Here is a 19,784-nt window from a genome sequence, read left to right as displayed (position 1 = left end):
GCCAAGGCCGCATTGTTCATCGCATTTTGGCCGCATGCGCCCCGCCATTCTCGATCCTCTGTTTTCCCCTATTTCGGGCCTTCCGGGCGTCGGCCCGAAGATCGCCGACCTGTTGGTCAAGCTGCTCGGGCGCGAGACGCTGGAGGATTGCCGGGTCATAGATCTTCTTTTCCACGCGCCCTTCTCGCTGATCGACCGGCGCAACCAGCCTGGAATCGCCCGCGCGCCGCAGGGTGCGATCGTGACGATCACGGCGCGCGTCGACCGGCACCAGGTGTCGCCGGGCGGCAAAAGCAATATCCCCTACCGCGTCTTCCTGCATGACGAGACCGGCGAGCTGACGCTGGTCTTCTTCCGCGGACAGGCGGCGTGGCTGGAAAAGCAGCTGCCGATCGACGCGGAGGTGACGGTCAGCGGCAAGATCGACTGGTTCAACGGCCGCGCCTCGATGGTGCATCCCGATTATATCGTCAGGGCCGACGAGGCGGAGAGCCTGCCGCTGGTCGAACCGATCTATCCGCTGACGGCGGGGCTCTCGCCTAAGACGCTGCGCAAGATCATTGACGCCGGCCTGCCGCGTTTTCCCGAGCTGCCGGAATGGATCGACCTGGCGCTGACTGAGAAGCAAGGCCTGCCGTCGATCCGCGACAGTTTCCACATGCTGCATGAGCCGCGCGACCCCAGCGATATCGATCCGCAGGCCCCTGCCCGGCGGCGGCTTGCCTATGACGAGTTCCTCGCCGGCCAGCTGTCACTGAGCCTGGTGCGGCAGAGGCTGCGCAAGGTGGCGGGCCAGCCGGTCACTGCGACCGGCGCCATCAGCAGCAAGATCCTGAAGACATTGCCCTTCTCGCTGACCGGCAGCCAGAACGAGGCGATCGCCGAGGTTTTGAAGGATATGGCCGGCAACGAGCGCATGCTGCGGCTGCTGCAGGGCGATGTCGGTTCCGGCAAGACGCTGGTGGCGCTGATGGCGATGGCGGCGGTGATTGAGAGCGGCGGCCAGGCCGTGCTGATGGCGCCGACCGAAATCCTGGCGCGGCAGCACCACGCGACGATCTCGAAATTTGCTGCCTCCGCTGGGCTCAACATCGAAGTGCTGACCGGGCGCACCAAGGGACGCGAACGGGAGGAAATCCTGGAGCGCATTGCCTCGGGTGCTGCCCAGATCATCATCGGCACGCATGCGCTGTTCCAGGACAGCGTCGCCTACGCCAATCTGATGCTTGCCGTCGTCGACGAGCAGCACCGTTTCGGTGTGCATCAGCGCCTGCGGCTGACCGCCAAGGGCCTCTCGCCGCATATGCTGGTCATGACGGCGACGCCAATCCCGCGCACCCTGGTGCTCGCCGCCTTCGGCGATATGGACGTCTCCAAACTCACCGAGAAGCCGGCCGGCCGCAAGCCGATCCAGACGATCACCGTGCCGATGGAACGGACCGGCGAAATCGTCGGGCGGCTGCAAAGCGCGCTTGGCGAGGGCAAGAAGGCCTACTGGATCTGCCCTTTGGTCGAGGAGTCCGAAGAGCTCGACCTGATGTCGGCCGAGGAGCGGCATGCGACGCTCACCTCCGCACTCGGCCCGGGCATCGGCCTCATCCATGGTCGCATGAGCGGGCCGGAGAAGGATGCGGCGATGATGGCGTTCAAGAACGGCGAGACCAGGCTGCTCGTCGCCACGACCGTCGTCGAGGTCGGTGTCGACGTGCCGGATGCGACGATCATGGTGATCGAACATGCCGAACGCTTCGGCCTGGCGCAATTGCATCAGCTGCGCGGCCGCGTCGGGCGCGGCGACGAGGCCTCGACCTGCATCCTGCTCTACAAGGGACCGCTCGGCGAGACCGGTCATGCCAGGCTCTCGATCATGCGCGAGACGGAGGACGGCTTCCGTATCGCCGAGGAGGACCTGAAGCTGCGCGGCGAAGGCGAATTGCTCGGCACAAGGCAATCCGGCACGCCGGGCTTTCGCATCGCCAGCCTCGAGGCGCATGCCGACCTGTTGGAGATCGCCCGCAAGGATGCGGCTTACCTCATCGAGCGCGATCCGGAGCTGACCACCGAGAGGGGAACGGCGATCCGCACCCTGCTCTATCTTTTCCGCCGCGACGAGGCGATCCGTTTTCTCAGTGCTGGATGAAGCGCGCTACGGCGCGCTTTAAGTCTTTGTTCCATGCATGTCGTTACCCCAAAACCGCTGAACACTTTTGGGTGACATGCATCATTCCGCTTTGGAAACTGCCACCGGCTTTGGCCGCGGTAAATGCTTCTGCTGGGGATCGGCCGGCTTGTGTTCGGGCGCGACAAGCCCGCCTGAAATCAGGAACTTGGCGGCGTCTTCCGGCGACATATCGAGCATGACGATCTTCTCGCGCGGCACGAAGATGAGGAAGCCGGCTGTCGGCACCGGCGTCGGCGGCAGGAAGACGGCGACCATATCCTGGCCCATGGCATTGAACTTCGAAGCGATTTCGCCCTTGGCGTCGGTGGCAATGAAGATCAGCGCCCAGAGGCCGGGGCCTGGATATTCGATGAGGCCGACCTTCTTGAAGGAGTTCGCCTGTTCCTTCAACACGGTTTCGAAAATCTGCTTCACGCTTCTGTAGACCGTGCGCACCAGCGGCATGCGCTGAACGATCGATTCGCCGAACCGGACGATGCTCTGGCCGATGAGGTTCTTGCCGAGAAAGCCGACGACGGTGATCAGCACGACGGCGATCAGCAGGCCGAAACCGGGAATGGCGAAATTGAGATAGCTTTCCGGATTCCAGCGCGCCGGAATATAGGGCCGGACCCAACTGTCCGACCAATGGATGAAGGTCCAGGTCAGCCAGATGGTGATCGCGATCGGCGCGCAGATGATCAGCCCTGCGAGAAAATTATTCCTCAGCCGGGTCGCGACCGGCATTCTGGGGGTGTTGTCGGTCATCGTTTCCTGATGATCTCCATCTCAGTCGTGGACAGGCTGGTACGCCGGCCCTTCCCCCTTGTCCGCAGACCAAAATTGCCAGAATTCGGGGTCCCGCACAATATGTTTCGAGCGAAGGTCGCGGCGTTACAGGCTTATTCCACGGTCACCGATTTCGCCAGGTTGCGCGGCTGGTCGACATCGGTGCCCATGAAGACGGCGGTGTGATAGGCGAGCAGCTGGATCGGCAGCGAGAAGATCATCGGCGCGATGATTTCGTCGACCACAGGCAGGGTGATCGTCGCCATGGTCGGCAGTTTCGAGGCCGCTGCACCGGCCTCGTCGGTGATGAAGATGATGCGGCCGCCGCGGGCTGCGACCTCCTGCATGTTCGAGACGGTCTTTTCGAAGAAACGGTCGTAGGGGGCGATGACGATGACAGGCATGTTCTCATCGATCAGCGCGATCGGCCCGTGCTTCAATTCGCCGGCGGCGTAACCTTCGGCATGGATATAGGAGATTTCCTTGAGCTTCAGCGCGCCTTCCATGGCGAGCGGGAAACTGGTGCCGCGGCCGAGATAGAGCACGTCCTTGCACTTCGACAGCTCGCGCGACAGGCTTTCCATCTGCGGCTGGATGAGGTTCAGCACCCGGCTCATGATGCGCGGCATTTCGGCGAGATGGCGCACCAGCGCCCTCTCCTCGTCTGCACTCACCGTGCCGCGCGCCTTGCCGGCGCCGATCGCCAGCGCTGCCAGCACGGCGAGCTGGCAGGTGAAGGCCTTGGTCGAGGCGACGCCGATTTCGGGGCCGGCCATGATCGGGAAGACGGCATCGGATTCACGCGCGATCGTCGATTCGCGGACATTGACGACGGCGCCGATCTTCAACCCGTTGTCGCGGCAATAGCGCAAGCATGCCAGCGTGTCGGCGGTCTCGCCGGACTGCGAGATGAAGAGAGCGGCCTGCGACGGCGACAGCGGCATTTCACGGTAGCGAAATTCCGAGGCGACGTCGATTTCGACCGGCAGGCGGGCATAACGCTCGAACCAGTATTTGCCGACGAGGCCGGCGAGATAGGCAGTGCCGCAGGCCGAGATCGCCAAGCCGGTCGCAGCTTTGAAGTCGATCGTGGCGGCGTTGGCGCCGATCGTATTCTCGGCGAAATCGACATAGTGGCTGAGCGCGTGGGAGATCACCTCCGGCTGCTCGTAGATTTCCTTTTCCATGAAATGGCGGTGGTTGCCCTTGTCGACGACATAGGCAGTCGCCTGCGAGATCTGGCGGGCGCGTTTGACCGGCCTGCCGGCGAAATCGAGCACCGAGACGCCATCTCGGGTGAGGACGGCGCAATCACCGTCGACGAGATAGGTGATCTCGTTGGTGAAGGGCGAAAGCGCGATCGCGTCCGAGCCGAGGAACATCTCGCCGCGGCCGTAGCCGACGGCGAGCGGCGGTCCGGAACGGGCGGCCATGATCGTGCCGGGATCGGCCTTGAGCATGATGGCCAGCGCATAGGCGCCGGTTACCCGGTTCAGCATCTTCAGCATGGCGGCGCGCGGCTCCAGGCCTTCGCGCAAGTATTTCGCCATCAGATGGGCAACCACCTCGGTGTCGGTCTGGGTTTGGAAGACCGAACCCTCTTCGGTCAACTCGTCGCGAAGCTCGGAGAAGTTCTCGATGATGCCATTATGGACGACGGCGACGCCTTCGACGAAATGCGGATGGGCATTGGTCTCATTGGGAACGCCATGGGTCGCCCAGCGCGTGTGGGCGATGCCGACAGTGCCGGGCAGCGGTTCGCTGTCGAGGCGCTTTTCCAGATTGAACAGCTTGCCCTCGGCGCGGCGGCGATCCATCACACCGTCATGAATGGTGGCGACACCGGCAGAATCGTAACCGCGATATTCGAGACGCTTCAGCGCATCGACCAGGCGCCCGGCAACAGGCGCAGTTCCGACGATCCCCACAATGCCGCACATATAGTATCCCCATAAAGGCTTCGATGACGAGGCCAGTCCTAACGATTCCTGCTTATTTCTCAATCACCTCGGCGGTCACTTTCAATTTCCGCCGGTTACGCAAGGCTGGTCAGGCTTTCGCCTTCTTCGCCGCCTTGATGGCGAGCGCACGCTCACGCAGCAGCGTCGCGCGGCCGGGCTTGATCTCCTGCCGGGCACGGCCGAGCGCCAGCGCGTCGGCCGGTACGTTGGCGGTGATGACGCTGCCGGAGCCGATATAGGCGCCGTCGCCGATCGTCACCGGCGCGACCAGCGAGGAATTGGAACCGATGAAGGCGTTTTCGCCGATCACCGTCTCGCTCTTGTTGACGCCGTCATAATTGCAGGTGATCGTGCCGGCGCCGATATTGGCTCCGGCGCCGATGACGGCATCGCCGATATAGGTGAGATGATTGACCTTGGCGCCCTCGCCCAGCCGGCCGTTCTTCACTTCGCAGAAATTGCCGACCTTCGAACCGTTGCCGAGATCGGCGCCCGGCCGCAGCCGCGCAAACGGGCCGACGGTCGCACCCTGACTGACATGAGCGCCTTCGATATGCGAGAAGGCGTGAATGACGGCGCCGCTGTCGATCACCGCGCCGGGACCGAAGACGACGTTCGGCTCGATCAGCGCGTCCTGGCCGATGACGGTATCATAGGAGAGATAGACGGTTTCCGGCGCGATCATGGTCACGCCAGCCAGCATCATCTCGTGGCGGCGGCGCTCCTGCCAGAAACGCTCGATGACAGCGAGTTCGGCACGGGTATTGCAGCCGGTCATCTCGATCTCGGGAGCATCGACGGCGGTGACGCGTCCGCCGAGCGAACGGGCGATCTCGACGAGATCGGTCAGATAGAATTCGCCCTTGGCATTGGCATTGCCGATGCGCGTGAGAAGATCGAGCGCGTTGCGGCCATTGATCGCCATCAGCCCGCTGTTGCACCAGGTGACGGTGCGCTCGGCATCGGTCGCATCTTTCTCCTCGCGGATGGCGATGAGTTCGCCGTCCTTGACGAGCAGGCGGCCATAGCCGGTCGGGCGGTCGGTGTGGAAGCCGATGACGACGACATCGCTGCCGTCTGCAAGGCCCTGGCGGGCGGCCTTCAGCGGGCCGTCGGTCTGGAGCGGCACGTCGCCATAGGTGACAAGGATATCGTCGTAACCCTTGGCGATCGCTTCACGCGCTGCCAAGACTGCGTGGCCGGTGCCGAGGCGTTCCTTCTGCAAACAGGACTCGATGCCGACGCCGTCGATGCTTGCCGCCTTTGCCACATCCTCGGCATCACGGCCGACGACAAGGGCGACGGACGAGATGCCGGCGGAGGCAACCGCCTCGACCACATGGGCGATCATCGGCCGTCCGGCGACCGGATGCAGCACCTTCGATTTCGAGGATTTCATCCGCGTGCTGTCACCGGCGGCAAGGATGACGGCAAGACAAGTGCGTTCCATGATTTGCTCCGCGAATCCGCGCCATGAGGCGGCTTTATCGCCTCATACTGCATAATTCCCTAAATCGGAATCGATTTAAGGATAAATTATGCAGCCATTCAAAGTGCTGCAGCGTCCTTTGCGGCTCTCGAAAAGACGCGTGGCCCTGTCGATAAGCAAAGCCTTCACAAAGGTGAAATTGCGGCCGAAATCGGCCCTGTGACGGCGTCGGAACCGCGGGCCACGAAGGCTTCGTGCACATGATGACGGCCGTCCAGGATAACGTCCTCCATCGCGCGGCGCGCAGCATTGCTATCGCCGGAAACAATCGCATCGACGATGCGCATATGGGTGTCGGCGATATTGGCGAAGCCGTTTTCGGTTGGCGGCGTGCTCATGCGGAACATGCCGACGAGGGCTGCTTCGATGAGGCTGCCCAGTGTCCGCATGAAGGGATTGTGCGAGGCTTCGGCGATCGCCAGGTGAAAATGAAGGTCGGCGAGTGCGAGGCTGTCGGCCGTATGACCGGCCGCCGCCATCTCGAGCGCCAGCCCGCGCAGCATCTCGATCTCCTCGGCATTCGCCCGCTCGGCGACGAGACCGGCGGCGAAGGGTTCGAAGGCGAGACGAATATCGTAGAGCTGCAGCAGGAATTCTTCCGTCACGCCGTTGTCGAAGTGCCAGGCGATGATCTCGCTGTCGAACATGTTCCAGAGGTTCTTTTCGGTCACACGCGTGCCGACCCGCGCCTTGGCCACGACCATGCCCTTGGCGGCAAGCGTCTTCATCGTCTCGCGCAAGACGGTGCGGGACACTTTAAAACGCTGCGCCAGTTCCGTATCGCCCGGAAGGATCGAGCCGACGGGATAGGTGCCGGCGACGATCGCCTTGCCGAGTTCGTCGACGACCTGAGCATGGCTCGTCCGGGTTCTGCGCCCCGTCTTGCGTGTCTCGTCCAATTTGTAGCGCAAGCGATCCGTCTCCCCCTCAGGCGTACCTCTTGTTCAGACTGGAAACGAACAGGATGGCTTTCTGCATCAGGATGAATGCAAATAGCAGAAGGCCAATCAGGATCTTGGTCCACCAGCTCGACAACGTGCCGTCGAAGGTGATGTAGGTCTGAATGAGCCCCTGGATCAGGATACCGATCAAGGTTCCCGCCACGAATCCCGCTCCTCCGGTCAGCAGCGTCCCCCCAATGACGACCGCCGCGATGGCATCGAGTTCGACGCCGACTGCTGCAAGAGAATATCCGGCAGAGGTGTACAGCGAAAAAACGATCCCGGATAGCCCCGCCAGAAAGCCCGACAGCGCATAGATCTGGATTGTCGTGCGGCCGACCGGCACGCCCATCAGCCGCGCCGTCTGCGTGCCGCCGCCGAGCGCATAGACGTTGGTGCCGAAGCGGGTGCGCTGGGCGACGAAGATGCCGACGGCAAAGACCAGAAGCATGACGCCGCCGATCAGCGTCAGCCGCCCGCCGCCAGGCAGACGGTAATAGAGGCTCGTCAGCGTCGAATAATATTCGTGGTTGATCGGGATGCTGTCGATCGAGAGCACGAAGGCCATGCCGCGCGCCAGGAACATGCCGGCAAGGGTGACGATGAAGGCCGGCATTTCGAGATAGTGGATGATCGCGCCCATGATACCGCCAAAGGCAGTGGTGATGACGAGCACGATCGCGAAAGCGAGCAGCGGATGGATCGCAGTGTTCTGCAGGATCACCGCGAGGAAGACGCCGGTAAAGGCGATGACCGAGCCGATCGACAAATCGATGCCGCCCGAAATGATGACGAAGGTCATGCCGACGGCGGCGATGCCGAGAAAGGCGTTGTCGGTCAAAAGATTGCCGATGACGCGCGTCGACAGAATGTTCGGATATTGCAGCGCGCATCCGGCATAGGCGAGCACGAAGATGACGATGGTCGCAAGCAGCGGCAGGTATTTGGAATTCATTTCAGCTGCTCCCTGCCGCCCTGCCGGCGGCTGGCGAAGATGGCGAGCGATTGTACCGCCGGCGACTGGATAACGAGGATGACGATGATGATGACAGCCTTGATGATCAGGTTGAATTCAGGCGGGAAGCCGGCGGACAGGATGCCGGTATTCACCGCCTGGATGATCATCGCGCCGATCAGCGATCCGAGAATGCTGAAGCGGCCGCCGAGCAGCGAATTGCCGCCGACGACGACGGCGAGGATGGCGTCCAGTTCCAGCCATAGGCCGGCATTGTTGGCATCGGCGCCCTTGATATCGGCTGCGACAATGATGCCCGCAATCGAGGCGCAGATCCCGCTCAGCATATAGACCGCCATCAGCAGCACCGGCGTTTGAATGCCGGAGAGCGTGCTGGCGCGACGATTGATGCCGACGGCCTCGATCAGCATGCCGAGCGCCGTGCGGCGGACGAGCAGGATGACGAGCAGGCCAACGAGAAGCCAGATGACGACAGGCATCGGCAGGAGAGCCATGGAACCGCTGCCGAAGAAGGTCAGCCCGTCATCGTTGAAGGTCAGGATGGCCCCTTCGGTGATCAGCTGGGCGATGCCGCGACCGGCCACCATCAGCACCAGCGTCGCAATGATCGGCTGGATATTGAGGACGGCCACCAGGAACCCGTTCCAGACGCCGCAGGCAAGCCCGATCGCAAGTGTCAGGATAATGGTGTAGGCAACTGAATTTCCTGAGACAATCGACGATGCGGCAACGGCGCCGCAAATGGCGATGACCGCGCCGACGGACAGGTCGATGCCCTTGGTGGCAATGACCAGCGTCATGCCGATCGCCAGCAGAGCCACCGGCGCGCCGCGGTTCAACACGTCGATCAGGCTGCCATAGAGGCGGTCATTCTGAACCACGACATTAAAAAACTGCGGTGACGTGATGAAATTCAACAGAAGAATGACAACGAGCGCAATCAATTGCGGCGCCAGGCGATAGGCCAGCGCTTTCAGCGAGGACCTCATGCATCCTCCATCTTGTGTTCGGCCGCAGCGATGGCATCGACGATGCCGGCAGCGGTGATACGCTCGCCTGTCAGTTCGGCGATATGCTGCCTGTCGCGCAGTACGATGACACGTGAACTATAGGCGACAAGCTCTTCAAGTTCCGAGGAAATTACGATCAATGACATGCCTTCGGCGCAGAGTTGTTCGATGAGCTTGATGATCTCGGCATGGGCGCCGACATCGATACCGCGGGTTGGCTCATCGAGGATGAGAAACTTGGGATTGGTTGCCAGCCAGCGGGCAAGGATCGCCTTCTGCTGATTGCCGCCGGAGAGCAGCCGGATCGGCTTTTCGCGGTCGGTGGTGCGGATATCGAGCGCCTTGATGTAGCGGTCGGCGAGTGCATTCTGCTCGGCGCGCGACAGCGGCCGCGTCCAGCCGCGGCGGGCCTGCAGCGCCAGAGCGATGTTCTCCCTGATCGACAGGTCGCCGATGATGCCATCGGTCTTGCGGTCCTCCGGGCAAAAGCCGAAACCCTTTCCGATCGCCGCGCGGGGGCTCGAAATCGTCACTGGCTGGCCATCGATCGTGGCGCTGCCGCTGTCGGCATGCTCGATGCCGAAGAGCAGTTCGGCGGTTTCGGTGCGCCCGGAGCCGAGCAGCCCGGCGACGCCGACCACCTCTCCGGCGCGCACTTCAAGATCGAAAGGTTTGACCTTGCCGCGTTTACCGTAGCCTGAAAAACGGTATCTGACCTCGCCCGCGGCGAGGGTGTGTTCTCTCACCGTCTCCTCGACATGGGCCAGTTCGCGGCCGAGCATCATGGCGATCAGGCCCTGGCGCGGCAGATCAGAGGCGTCGCGGGTGCCGACGAGCTTGCCGTTGCGCAGCACGGTAATGCGGTCGCTGATCGCATAGACCTGTTCGAGAAAATGGGTGATGAAGACGATGCCAAGGCCGCGTTTCTTCAGGTCGTCGATGATGCGGAAGAGCAGCGCCACTTCCTGATTGTCGAGACTTGCGGTGGGCTCGTCGAGGATCAGCACCTTGCCGGAGAGGTCGACGGCACGGGCAATGGCGACCACCTGCTGGACGGCGACGGAGAAACGACCGAGCTCGGCGGTGACGTCGATATCGACGCCGTAGCCGGAGAGCAGATCGCGCGCCTTGCGGTTCATCGAACGCACGTCGGTCATGCCGAAACGCCTTGGCTGGCGGCCGAGAAAGAGGTTTTCGGCGACGCTCAGATTGGCCAGCAGGTTGACCTCCTGGTAGACCGTGCCGATGCCGAGCTTCTGGGCAGCAAGCGTATTGGCCGGATTGATTTCCTGGCCGTTGAGCGTCAGGCTGCCCTCGTCACGATGATAGGCGCCGGTGATGCACTTGATCAGCGTCGACTTGCCGGCGCCGTTTTCGCCCAGCAATGCGTGCACCTCGCCTCTGCGGAGCGTGAAATCGACCTTATCCAGCGCCACTGCGCCTGGAAAGAATTTCGATATTCCGGAGGCCGCGAGAACGTTCTCGAAATCGTGAATCATAAGGGTCTGTTTTCCTGATATTGACGGCAAAAGCCGCACCGCGGCCGGACATGACGTCCCAAGGCGGCAAGGCAGTTCCGCACCGGTCCATGACGGGCCGGTGCGGTTCTACAGCGCCCCCGCATCTTTTCGAGACGCATAAGGACGCTGTAGCGCTTTGAACTGCTGCATGATTTTATCCAGAAATCGAATGCCGATTTCAGGAATTGTGCAGCGGCGTCACATCAGATCAGTAGCCCTGACCCTTCTTCTCTTCGTAGACCTTCATCGGTTCGTCGGCCGGTGTGTAGAGCTTCGACTCAGTCTGGATCCACTTGGCCGGAGCCTTCTTGTCCTTCAGATAGGCTTCGAGCGCATCGAAGGCCGGACCTGCCATATTCGGCGTCAGCTCGACCGTGGCATTGGCCTCGCCTTCCGACATCGCCTTGAAGATATCCGGCACGGCGTCGATGGAGACGACGAGGATATCCTTGCCGGGCTTCAGGCCGGCTTCCTTGATCGCCTGGATGGCGCCGACGGCCATGTCGTCGTTATGAGCGTAGAGAGCGCAGATATCCTTGCCGCCATTCTCGGCCTTCAGGAAGCTTTCCATGACTTCCTTGCCCTTGGTGCGGGTGAAGTCACCGGTCTGGCTGCGAACGATCTTGAGGTTGTCGTGGCCGGCAAGAGCCTCTTCGAAGCCCTTCTTGCGAGCGATGGCCGGCGAGGAACCGGTGGTGCCCTGAAGCTCGACGACATTGCACTTCTTGTCGCCTACGGTCTTGACCAGGAAGTCGCCTGCAACCTTGCCTTCATGGACCAGGTCCGACGTCACGGCCGTCAGGTAGAGATCGTCAGGAGCCTTGATGGTACGGTCGAGAAGAATGACCGGGATTTCGGCTTCCTTGGCTTCCTTGAGAACGTCGTCCCAGCCGGTTTCGACGACCGGAGCAATGAGAATGGCATCGACGCCCTGAGCAATGAAGGAGCGCAGAGCCTTGATCTGGTTTTCCTGCTTCTGCTGCGCATCGGCAAACTTCAGATCGATGCCGCGCTTCTTGGCCTGTTCCTTGGTCACGGTCGTTTCAGCCGCACGCCAGCCCGATTCCGAACCGATCTGCGAGAAGCCGACAGTGAGGCCGGCGGCCGAAGCCGAACCGAACATGCAGGCAGCCAGAATCGTGGCACTCAAAAGTGCAGTCTTCAATTTCATGATTTCCTCCCAATGCCGCATCCTCGCGGCGCAGGGTCAAAAAATCATATAGTATTACTTTTGTAAATCGGAATCTTAGGATGCATTGCAGCAAAAAAAGAGCGCCCACAAGGGCGCTCTTCGCATCTGCGAGATGACTTGCCGGATTATTTACCTGGCAGCTTGTCGTCCACACCTTCGACATAAAAGTTCATGCCGAGCAGCGTGCCGTCATCGGCCTTTTCGCCGGCCTTCAGCCACGGAGTGCCGTCCTGCTTGTTGATAGGGCCGGTGAAGGGATGCAATTCGCCGGACTTGATCTTGGCTTCGGTCTCCTCGGCGAGTTTCTTCACGTCGTCGGGCATGTTGGTATAGGGCGCCATCGTCAGGATGCCGTCCTTGAGGCCGTCCCAGCTCTGCTCTGACTTCCAGGTGCCGTCGAGAAGCGCCTTGACGCGCTTGACGTAATAATTGCCCCAGGTGTCGATGATCGCGGTCAGCTGGACGTTCGGGCCAGCCTTGATCATGTCGGAAGCCTGGCCGAAGGCCTTGACGCCGCGCTGCTCGGCGACCTGCATTGGAGCCGTCGTGTCGGTGTGCTGGGTGAGGATATCGACGCCCTGGTCGATCAGCGCCTTGGCGGCATCGGCTTCCTTGCCCGGATCGAACCAGGTGTTGACCCAAATAACCTTCATCTTGAAGTTCGGATTGACCGACTTGGCGCCGGTTTCGAAGGCATTGATGCCCATCACCACCTCGGGGATCGGGAAGGAGGCGATATAGCCTGCCGTGCCGGTTTTCGAGAGCTTGCCGGCGATAATGCCACTGATGTAGCGGCCTTCATAGAAGCGGGAATTGTAGGTCGCGACATTGTCGGCGGCCTTGAAGCCTGTCGCGTGCTCGAACTTCACTTTTGGGAACTTCTTGGCGACGGCAATAGTCGGGTCCATGAAACCGAAGGACGTGGTGAAAATAAGCGAGCAACCGGAGCGGGCCATGCGCTCGATGGCGCGCTCGGCATCCGGGCCTTCCGGGACGCTTTCGAGGTAGGGCGTCTCGATCTTGTCGCCGAATTCCTTCTCGATCTGGAGGCGGCCGTTCTCATGGGCCTGCGTCCAGCCGCCGTCGGTGCGAGTGCCGACATAAACGAAGCAGACCTTGGTCTTGTCAGCCGCCTCGGCGGCCGAACCGATGCTCAGGACGAGGGCAGCTGTCGCTGCGAGAGCAAGTGCAAGTTTTTTCATATTGATCCCTGTTGGTTGGAAGTTTCGAAACCCGTCTTGTTTGTTGTTGTTCACCGGTCCGGCACGAAGGCTTTGCCGAGCGAGGCCGGCGTATTGATCAACGTCGTGCGCCGATTATGCGAGATGATGATGAGGACCACAACTGTAGCCGCATAGGGCAGCATCGAGAGGAACTGCGAGGGAATGCCGATGCCGAAGGCCTGTGCGTGCAATTGCAGGATCGTTACTGCCCCAAAGAGATAACCGCCAGCCAGCAGGCGCCAAGGCCGCCAGGAGGAGAAGACGACGAGCGCCAGCGCGATCCAGCCGCGCCCGCCGGACATGTTCTCTGTCCATTGCGGCGTATAGATCAGCGATAGTTGCGCGCCGGCAAGGCCGGCGCAGGCGCCGCCAAACATCACGGCGAGGTAGCGCATGCGGATGACATCGATACCGAGCGCATGCGCCGAGGCGTGATTATCGCCAATGGCGCGAATCTTCAGGCCGGTGCGACTCTTGAAGAGGAACCAGTTAACGGCGATAACGAGCAGGATCGACAGGTAGAAGATCAGATCCTGCTTGAAGAGGACCGCTCCGACATAGGGAATGGCCGAAAGCACCGGGATCTCGATCGGCAGCAGCCGGACGCCGGGCGCGCCGACGAAGGCCTCGCCGAGCATGCCGGAGGCGCCGAGGCCAAGGATCGTCAGCGCAAGGCCTGTCGCCACCTGATTGGCGACGAGCGTCAACGTCAGGAAGGCGAAGAGCAGCGAAAACAGCGCACCGCTGACGACACCGCCGACAATGCCGATATAGGCCGAGCCGGTGAGCTGTGCCGTGGCAAAAGCACCGACCGCGCCCATGATCATCATGCCCTCGACACCGAGATTGAGAACGCCGGAGCGCTCGGTCACGAGTTCGCCAAGTGCGGCGATGACGAGCGGCGTGGAGGCGGTGATGACCGTCAGCAGAATCGCTTCGAAGATGCTCATGCCGCCCTGCCCCTTAACCGCGACCAGACCAGGCGTATTTTGTAATAGATCAGCGTATCGCAGGAGAGTACGAAGAAGAGCAGCAGGCCCTGGAAGACGCGGGTGACCTTATCGGAAACACCGAGCGAAAGCTGTGCCGCCTCGCCGCCGAGATAGGTCAGCGCCAGCACCAGGCCGGATGCGATGATGCCGAGCGGATTGAGGCGGCCGAGGAAGGCGACGATGATGGCGGTGAAGCCGTAGCCCGGTGAGATCGCCGGCTGCAAATGGCCGATCGAGCCGGAGACCTCGGCTATACCGGCAAGGCCGGCAAGCGCGCCCGAGAAGAGAAAGCTGAACCAGATCATCTTCTTCGACGAAAAGCCGGCAAAGCGCCCTGCCCGTTCCGATTGGCCGAGCACGACGATCTCGAAGCCTTTCAGCGTATAGCGCAGCATGAACCAGACGCCGATTGCGGCGACAATGGCGAAGACGAAGGCCCAATGGGCGCGGCCCGACTCTTCCCAGATCGCCGGCAGTACCGCTTCCGGCGCGAAATCGCGGGAAACCGGAAAGTTGAAGCCCTTCGGATCGCGCCAGGCGCCGCGGATCAGCCAGTCGAGGAAGAGCTGGGCGATATAGACCAGCATCAGTGATGTCAGGATCTCATTGGTGTTGAAATGCGCCTTCAGCAGTGCCGGAACTGCAGCGAAAAGCGCACCGCCGAGCGCGCCCAATATCAGCATCAGCGGCAGCACGAGTGGCGAATGCCAGTCGTAGAAAATGATCGGCAGATAGGAGCCGGTGATGGCGCCGATGGTGAACTGGCCTTCGGCGCCGATATTCCAGTTGTTCGAGCGATAACAGACGGCCAGCCCGACGGCGATCAGGATCAGGGGCGCGGCCTTGATCGCCAGTTCGTGCAGCGACCAGACCTCGAGCAGCGGCTCGATGAAGAAGGCTTCCAGCGCGGCGATCGGGTCCTTGCCGAGCATGGCGAACATGATGGCGCCGAACACCAGCGTCAGGACAAGGGCAAGCAGCGGCGAGACGAAGGCGAAAAGCTTCGAGACGTCGGGACGTTTTTCGAGTTCAATGCGCATGGAGCGCCTCCGGGGCGGAGCTGCTCTCGTGCAGTCCGCCCATCAGCAAGCCGATCCTTTCCCGCGTCAGCTCGCCCGCTGGAAACGGGCGGGAAAGACGGCCTTCGCAGATGACGGCGATATCTGTCGCCACTTCGAAGATCTCGTCGAGATCCTGGCTGATGACGACGACGGCCGAACCGTTTCTTGCGAGATCGACGAGCGCCTGGCGGATGCGGCTTGCAGCCCCGGCATCGACGCCCCAGGTCGGCTGGTTGACGACGAGCACCGCCGGCTGACGGTCGAGCTCGCGGCCGACGATGAACTTCTGCAGGTTGCCGCCGGACAGGGAGCCGGCGGCCGGATCATCGCCGCTCTTGCGGACATCCATCGCCTCGGAAATGCGCCTTGCGGCGGACTTCACCGCCCCGCGGCGGATCATGCCGAGCAGGCCCAGAAACGCTTTGCGGTCAGACTGGCTGCGGGCAAGGACGAGATTGTCCGACAGTTTCATGGCGGAGACGGCAGCATGGCCATGGCGCTCCTCCGGCACGAAGCCGGCGCCGAGAAGACGGCGGGCGGTAATGCCCTGGTTGCCGACCGGCTTTTTGCGGATGACGATCGCCTCGGCCGAGGCGACCGGATTTTCACCGGAGAGAGTGTCGAAGAGCTCGCTCTGGCCGTTGCCCGCGACCCCGGCAATGGCGAGGATCTCGCCTGAGCGCACCGCCATCGACACATCGCGCAGCGGCATCGCGAAGGGCGTGCGCGCGGCGACGGAAAGGTTGGCGACCGCAAGCTGCACCTCGCCCCTGTCGCTGCGCTCCGGATGCGTCACGGTTGCCACTTCGCTGCCGACCATCATGCGGGCGAGCGAGGCAGGCGTTTCCTGTTTCGGATCGCAGGCGCCGGTCACACGGCCATGGCGCAGCACGGTGGCGCGATCGCAGATGCGCTGCACCTCTTCCAGACGGTGGCTGATATAGAGAACCGAACGCCCCTCGGCACGAAGCTTGAACAGCGTCTCGAACAGCCTGTCCGCCTCCTGCGGGGTCAGAACAGAGGTCGGCTCGTCGAGGATGATGAGCTTTGGGTTCTGCAGCAGCGCGCGGACGATCTCGATGCGCTGGCGCTCGCCGACCGAGAGATCGGCGACATGGGCATGCGGGTCGAGCGGCAGGCCGTAGGCAACCGACAGCGCCCTCGCCTCCTCGGCGATCCTGTCGATCGGGATGGCGTCATCGAGCGACAGCGCGATGTTTTCGGCAACCGTCAGCGCCTCGAACAGCGAAAAATGCTGGAAGACCATGCCGATGCCGAGCTTGCGGGCTTCGCCCGGCGAGGTGATCGCAACCGGCTGACCCTGCCAGAGGATATGCCCGCCCGTCGGCTCGAGAACGCCGAACAGCATCTTCACCAGGGTGGATTTGCCTGCGCCATTTTCGCCGAGAAGCGCATGAATTTCGCCCGGCGCGATATCGAGATCGATTTCATTGCAGGCGGCAAAGCTTCCGAAGAACTTCGTCAGCTTCTGGACCGATAATAACGCGCCGGAATCCGGCACATTCAATGGCGACACGTTCCCCTCATTTCTTCTGCCAACCGGTCCGTTCGGATCTCATGGAATCAGCAGCGTCGTTCCTGTTGTTTTTCTTGTTTCCAAATCCGCGTGAGCCTGCCCAACCTCACGCAGCGGATAGGTTTGATTGATATTGATACGCACTTTGTTGCTTTGCACAATATCAAATAGCGCTTTCGCACTGTCGATCAGTTCCTGGCGCGCGGCGATATAGGTGAAGAGCGTCGGCCGCGTCGCAAAGAGCGAGCCCCTCTGCGCCAAAGCCGCAAGGGTGAAATTCTCGATCGGCCCGGAGGATTGGCCGAAGGAGGCAAAAAGGCCGCGCGGCTTCAAGCAGTCAAGGGACTGTGGAAAAGTATCGCGGCCGATGGAATCGTAGACGACATCCACGCCCTTGCCGCCGGTGATGTCGCGGACACGGTCGACGAAGCTGTCGCTCTTGTAGTTGATCACATGGTCGTAGCCATGGGCGAGCGCCAGCTCGATCTTGTCTTGCGACCCCGCCGTGCCGATGACGGTGGCGCCGAGCGCCTTTGCCCACTGGCCGGTGATCAAGCCGACGCCGCCGGCAGCGGCGTGGAACAGCAGGACCGTCTCAGGCCCGACCTTGAAGGTGCGGTTCAAGAGATATTCGGCGGTCATGCCCTTCAGCATCATTGCCGCTGCCGTTTCGAGCTCGATTCCCTGGGGCACATGCACCAGATGCCGCGTCTCGATATTGCGTTCGGCGCTATAGGCGCCGTCGGCACTGGCATAGGCGACACGGTCGCCGACCTTGAAGTCCTCGACGCCGGGGCCGACCGATGTCACAGTGCCGGCGCCCTCCTTGCCGGTGACAAAGGGCAGATGCGGCGTCTTGTAGGTGCCGTTGCGGAAATAGACGTCAATGAAGTTAAGCCCGACTGCCGCCTGGCTGATCTGCACCTCGCCCGCCGAGGGTGAGGGAAGATCGATCTCGACATAGTCGAAAACCTCCGGCCCACCCGTTCTCGAAAATGAAACAGCCTGCGTTTTGCTCATCTTGCCTGTCCTATGCTTCGCGTCCAAGGGCGGGGAAGAATTGCAGCACCGCGCCGATGACGTAAAGATAGGCGCCGGTCACGATGAAGAGAATGAGCGCCCATTCGGGTGTGTCGAAATGCATCAGCAGCGAAAAAATGCCGAGCGCCGACCATAGGAAAAAGACGCCGAGGTTGAGCGGGCGCAGCCTTTTGACCCGGACCGGGTGGAGGAAATTGATCGGCAGGAAGGTCAGCACCACCGAAACGATGACAACGGTGAGCGCCGTCGTGGCGCTGGCATCGATGACGAACAGCGTGAAGACGATCATGTTCCAGACGACGGGGAAACCGGAGAAGAAATACTCATCCGTCTTCATGCCCATATCGGCATAGTAGATGGCGCTGGAGACGACGATCATGCCGGCGGCGACGAAGGACCAGGGCTCGCCGATCATGCCGCTCTGATAGAGCGCGAAGGCCGGCAGAAGCACATAGGTGACGTAATCGATGATATTGTCGAGTGTGTCGCCCGACCAGTTCGGCAGCACTTCCTTGACGCGCACCTTGCGGGCGATGGGCCCGTCTATGCCGTCGACGAGAAGCGCAAGTCCCAGCCACCAGAACATGTCGATGAAGCGGTGCTCGGCGGCGGCAACGACGCCGAGAAAGGCAAGGAAGGAGCCGGATGCCGTCAGGATATGGACGGAAAAGGCGCGCATCTCCGCATAAGGAACACGCTTGTAGTTGAAAATCTTCATATTCCCCCGACCGCCCTATCGCGCTCGCCCCGGCAAGCATCTTTTTTCGCCACCATCGCCGGACCCTGTCGCTGAATCGGGTTCGACGCCGTAGGTCTTTGTTGTCGCACCGTTTTTGCCGAAAATCGGCATGTGTTTCCGGCGTGCTGCTCTAATATGCATCCTTTGCCGGGCTTCGCCAGCGGGAAATACGACATTCCCCACCCGCCCCCTGCTCCCCATTGAATCCTGACGATGACATGCATATTTCCCTTTAGAAGCGTCGCGTGGAATGGAATGCCTTTAATTCCGGCCCGATATGTAATATCTCGCTCGCATCCGACAGTTCATCCGACGAAACGGGATCCTCTACCGCAATGAACGCGCCTGCAAAGACCGAAGACTTCGCCTCGTCCATCCCCGCCGGCGTCTACGCCGAGACGGTGCTCGATGTCACGCACTATACCGACCGGCTCTTCCGCTTCACGATGACCCGGCCACAGGGCTTCCGTTTCCGTTCCGGCGAATTCGCGATGATCGGCCTGATGGTCGAGGGCAAGCCGGTCTTCCGCGCCTATTCGATCGCCAGCCCCGCCTGGGCCGAAGAGCTTGAATTCTTCTCGATCAAGGTGCCGGACGGCCCGCTCACCTCACATCTGCAGGCGATCAAGCCGGGCGACCAGGTGCTGATGCGCAAGAAGCCGACGGGCACGCTGGTGCTCGATGCGCTGACGCCCGGCCGTCGTCTCTACATGTTCTCGACGGGAACGGGCATTGCGCCTTTCGCCAGCCTGATCCGCGATCCCGAGACCTACGAGAAGTTCGAGGAAGTCATCCTCACCCATACAACACGCGATGTCGCCGAGCTGAAATACGGCTTCGACCTCGTGCACGAGATTCAGAACGACGAATTGCTGAAGGAAGTCGTCGGCGACAAGCTGCGCCACTACCCGACAGTCACGCGCGAGGATTTCGAATATCGCGGCCGCATCACCGACCTGATCTCCTCCGGCAAGCTGTTCACCGATCTCGGCGTACCGCCGCTCGACCCGGTGATCGACCGCGGCATGATCTGCGGTTCCTCGGCCATGCTGAAGGATACCAAGGAACTGCTCGAGAAAGCCGGCCTCGATGAAGGCGCCAACAGCAAGCCCGCCGAATTCGTCATCGAGCGCGCTTTCGTCGGCTGACGTT

Annotated in this window: 16 protein-coding genes; 2 read left to right on the top strand and 14 right to left on the bottom strand. The window is 61.7% G+C overall.

Annotation, left to right across the window (positions count from 1 at the left end):
• The first annotated feature begins 34 nt into the window (after nt 1–34).
• Nucleotides 35–2,140, top strand: a complete 2,106-nt coding sequence (gene recG, locus G9X68_RS11260; RefSeq protein WP_171602430.1) for an ATP-dependent DNA helicase RecG — start codon at nt 35–37, stop codon at nt 2,138–2,140.
• An 81-nt stretch (nt 2,141–2,221) separates the two neighbouring features.
• Here the strand turns inward: recG and G9X68_RS11255 are convergent, their stop codons facing one another.
• From G9X68_RS11255 to pcsA, 14 genes are all read right to left on the bottom strand, one after another.
• A complete protein-coding gene (locus tag G9X68_RS11255) occupies nt 2,222–2,929 on the bottom strand; it encodes a DUF502 domain-containing protein (RefSeq protein WP_129420888.1) in 708 nt (235 codons plus the stop codon).
• A gap of 134 nt (nt 2,930–3,063) precedes the next feature.
• Complete coding sequence (gene glmS, locus G9X68_RS11250; protein ID WP_171602429.1) at nt 3,064–4,890, bottom strand: glutamine--fructose-6-phosphate transaminase (isomerizing); 1,827 nt, start codon at nt 4,888–4,890, stop codon at nt 3,064–3,066.
• Nucleotides 4,891–4,999: 109 nt separating this feature from the next.
• Complete coding sequence (gene glmU / locus G9X68_RS11245) at nt 5,000–6,361, bottom strand: bifunctional UDP-N-acetylglucosamine diphosphorylase/glucosamine-1-phosphate N-acetyltransferase GlmU (protein ID WP_171602428.1); 1,362 nt, start codon at nt 6,359–6,361, stop codon at nt 5,000–5,002.
• Between the two features lie 164 nt (nt 6,362–6,525).
• Nucleotides 6,526–7,311 carry a FadR/GntR family transcriptional regulator gene (locus G9X68_RS11240; protein ID WP_171602427.1) on the bottom strand — a complete coding sequence of 262 codons (786 nt, stop codon included), beginning with the start codon at nt 7,309–7,311 and terminating at the stop codon, nt 6,526–6,528.
• A gap of 16 nt (nt 7,312–7,327) precedes the next feature.
• Nucleotides 7,328–8,296, bottom strand: a complete 969-nt coding sequence (gene yjfF / locus G9X68_RS11235; protein ID WP_171602426.1) for a galactofuranose ABC transporter, permease protein YjfF — start codon at nt 8,294–8,296, stop codon at nt 7,328–7,330.
• The gene (locus G9X68_RS11230; protein ID WP_171602425.1) at nt 8,293–9,306 is read right to left on the bottom strand and encodes an ABC transporter permease; all 1,014 of its coding nucleotides are present in this window, start codon (nt 9,304–9,306) and stop codon (nt 8,293–8,295) included. Before G9X68_RS11230 ends, yjfF begins: the two co-directional genes overlap by 4 nt.
• Complete coding sequence (gene ytfR / locus G9X68_RS11225) at nt 9,303–10,826, bottom strand: galactofuranose ABC transporter, ATP-binding protein YtfR (protein ID WP_171602424.1); 1,524 nt, start codon at nt 10,824–10,826, stop codon at nt 9,303–9,305. Before ytfR ends, G9X68_RS11230 begins: the two co-directional genes overlap by 4 nt.
• A gap of 229 nt (nt 10,827–11,055) precedes the next feature.
• Nucleotides 11,056–12,018: a galactofuranose ABC transporter, galactofuranose-binding protein YtfQ gene (gene ytfQ, locus G9X68_RS11220; RefSeq protein WP_003539585.1), complete on the bottom strand. Its 963-nt coding sequence runs from the start codon at nt 12,016–12,018 to the stop codon at nt 11,056–11,058.
• Between the two features lie 146 nt (nt 12,019–12,164).
• Complete coding sequence (locus tag G9X68_RS11215; RefSeq protein ID WP_003539583.1) at nt 12,165–13,241, bottom strand: BMP family ABC transporter substrate-binding protein; 1,077 nt, start codon at nt 13,239–13,241, stop codon at nt 12,165–12,167.
• 50 nt (nt 13,242–13,291) lie between these two features.
• The gene (locus tag G9X68_RS11210; RefSeq protein WP_171602423.1) at nt 13,292–14,212 is read right to left on the bottom strand and encodes an ABC transporter permease; all 921 of its coding nucleotides are present in this window, start codon (nt 14,210–14,212) and stop codon (nt 13,292–13,294) included.
• Entirely contained in the window at nt 14,209–15,294 is a 1,086-nt protein-coding gene (locus tag G9X68_RS11205) for an ABC transporter permease (RefSeq protein WP_171602422.1), read from the bottom strand. Before G9X68_RS11205 ends, G9X68_RS11210 begins: the two co-directional genes overlap by 4 nt.
• The gene (locus G9X68_RS11200) at nt 15,284–16,852 is read right to left on the bottom strand and encodes an ATP-binding cassette domain-containing protein (RefSeq protein WP_171602421.1); all 1,569 of its coding nucleotides are present in this window, start codon (nt 16,850–16,852) and stop codon (nt 15,284–15,286) included. The genes G9X68_RS11205 and G9X68_RS11200 overlap by 11 nt, the downstream gene beginning before the upstream one ends.
• Nucleotides 16,853–16,891: 39 nt before the next feature.
• A complete protein-coding gene (locus tag G9X68_RS11195) occupies nt 16,892–17,872 on the bottom strand; it encodes a quinone oxidoreductase family protein (RefSeq protein ID WP_171602420.1) in 981 nt (326 codons plus the stop codon).
• A gap of 10 nt (nt 17,873–17,882) precedes the next feature.
• Nucleotides 17,883–18,611: a phosphatidylcholine synthase gene (gene pcsA / locus G9X68_RS11190; protein ID WP_012757415.1), complete on the bottom strand. Its 729-nt coding sequence runs from the start codon at nt 18,609–18,611 to the stop codon at nt 17,883–17,885.
• Between the two features lie 356 nt (nt 18,612–18,967).
• Between pcsA and G9X68_RS11185 the strand changes: the two genes are divergently transcribed.
• Nucleotides 18,968–19,780: a ferredoxin--NADP reductase gene (locus G9X68_RS11185; RefSeq protein WP_003559318.1), complete on the top strand. Its 813-nt coding sequence runs from the start codon at nt 18,968–18,970 to the stop codon at nt 19,778–19,780.
• Nucleotides 19,781–19,784 lie beyond the last annotated feature (4 nt).

The sequence above is a fragment of the Rhizobium changzhiense genome, assembly GCF_013087625.1.
Classification (GTDB): domain Bacteria; phylum Pseudomonadota; class Alphaproteobacteria; order Rhizobiales; family Rhizobiaceae; genus Rhizobium; species Rhizobium sophorae.
Note: the sequence above shows the minus strand (reverse complement) of the source record. Positions and strands in the feature narration are given on the sequence as shown.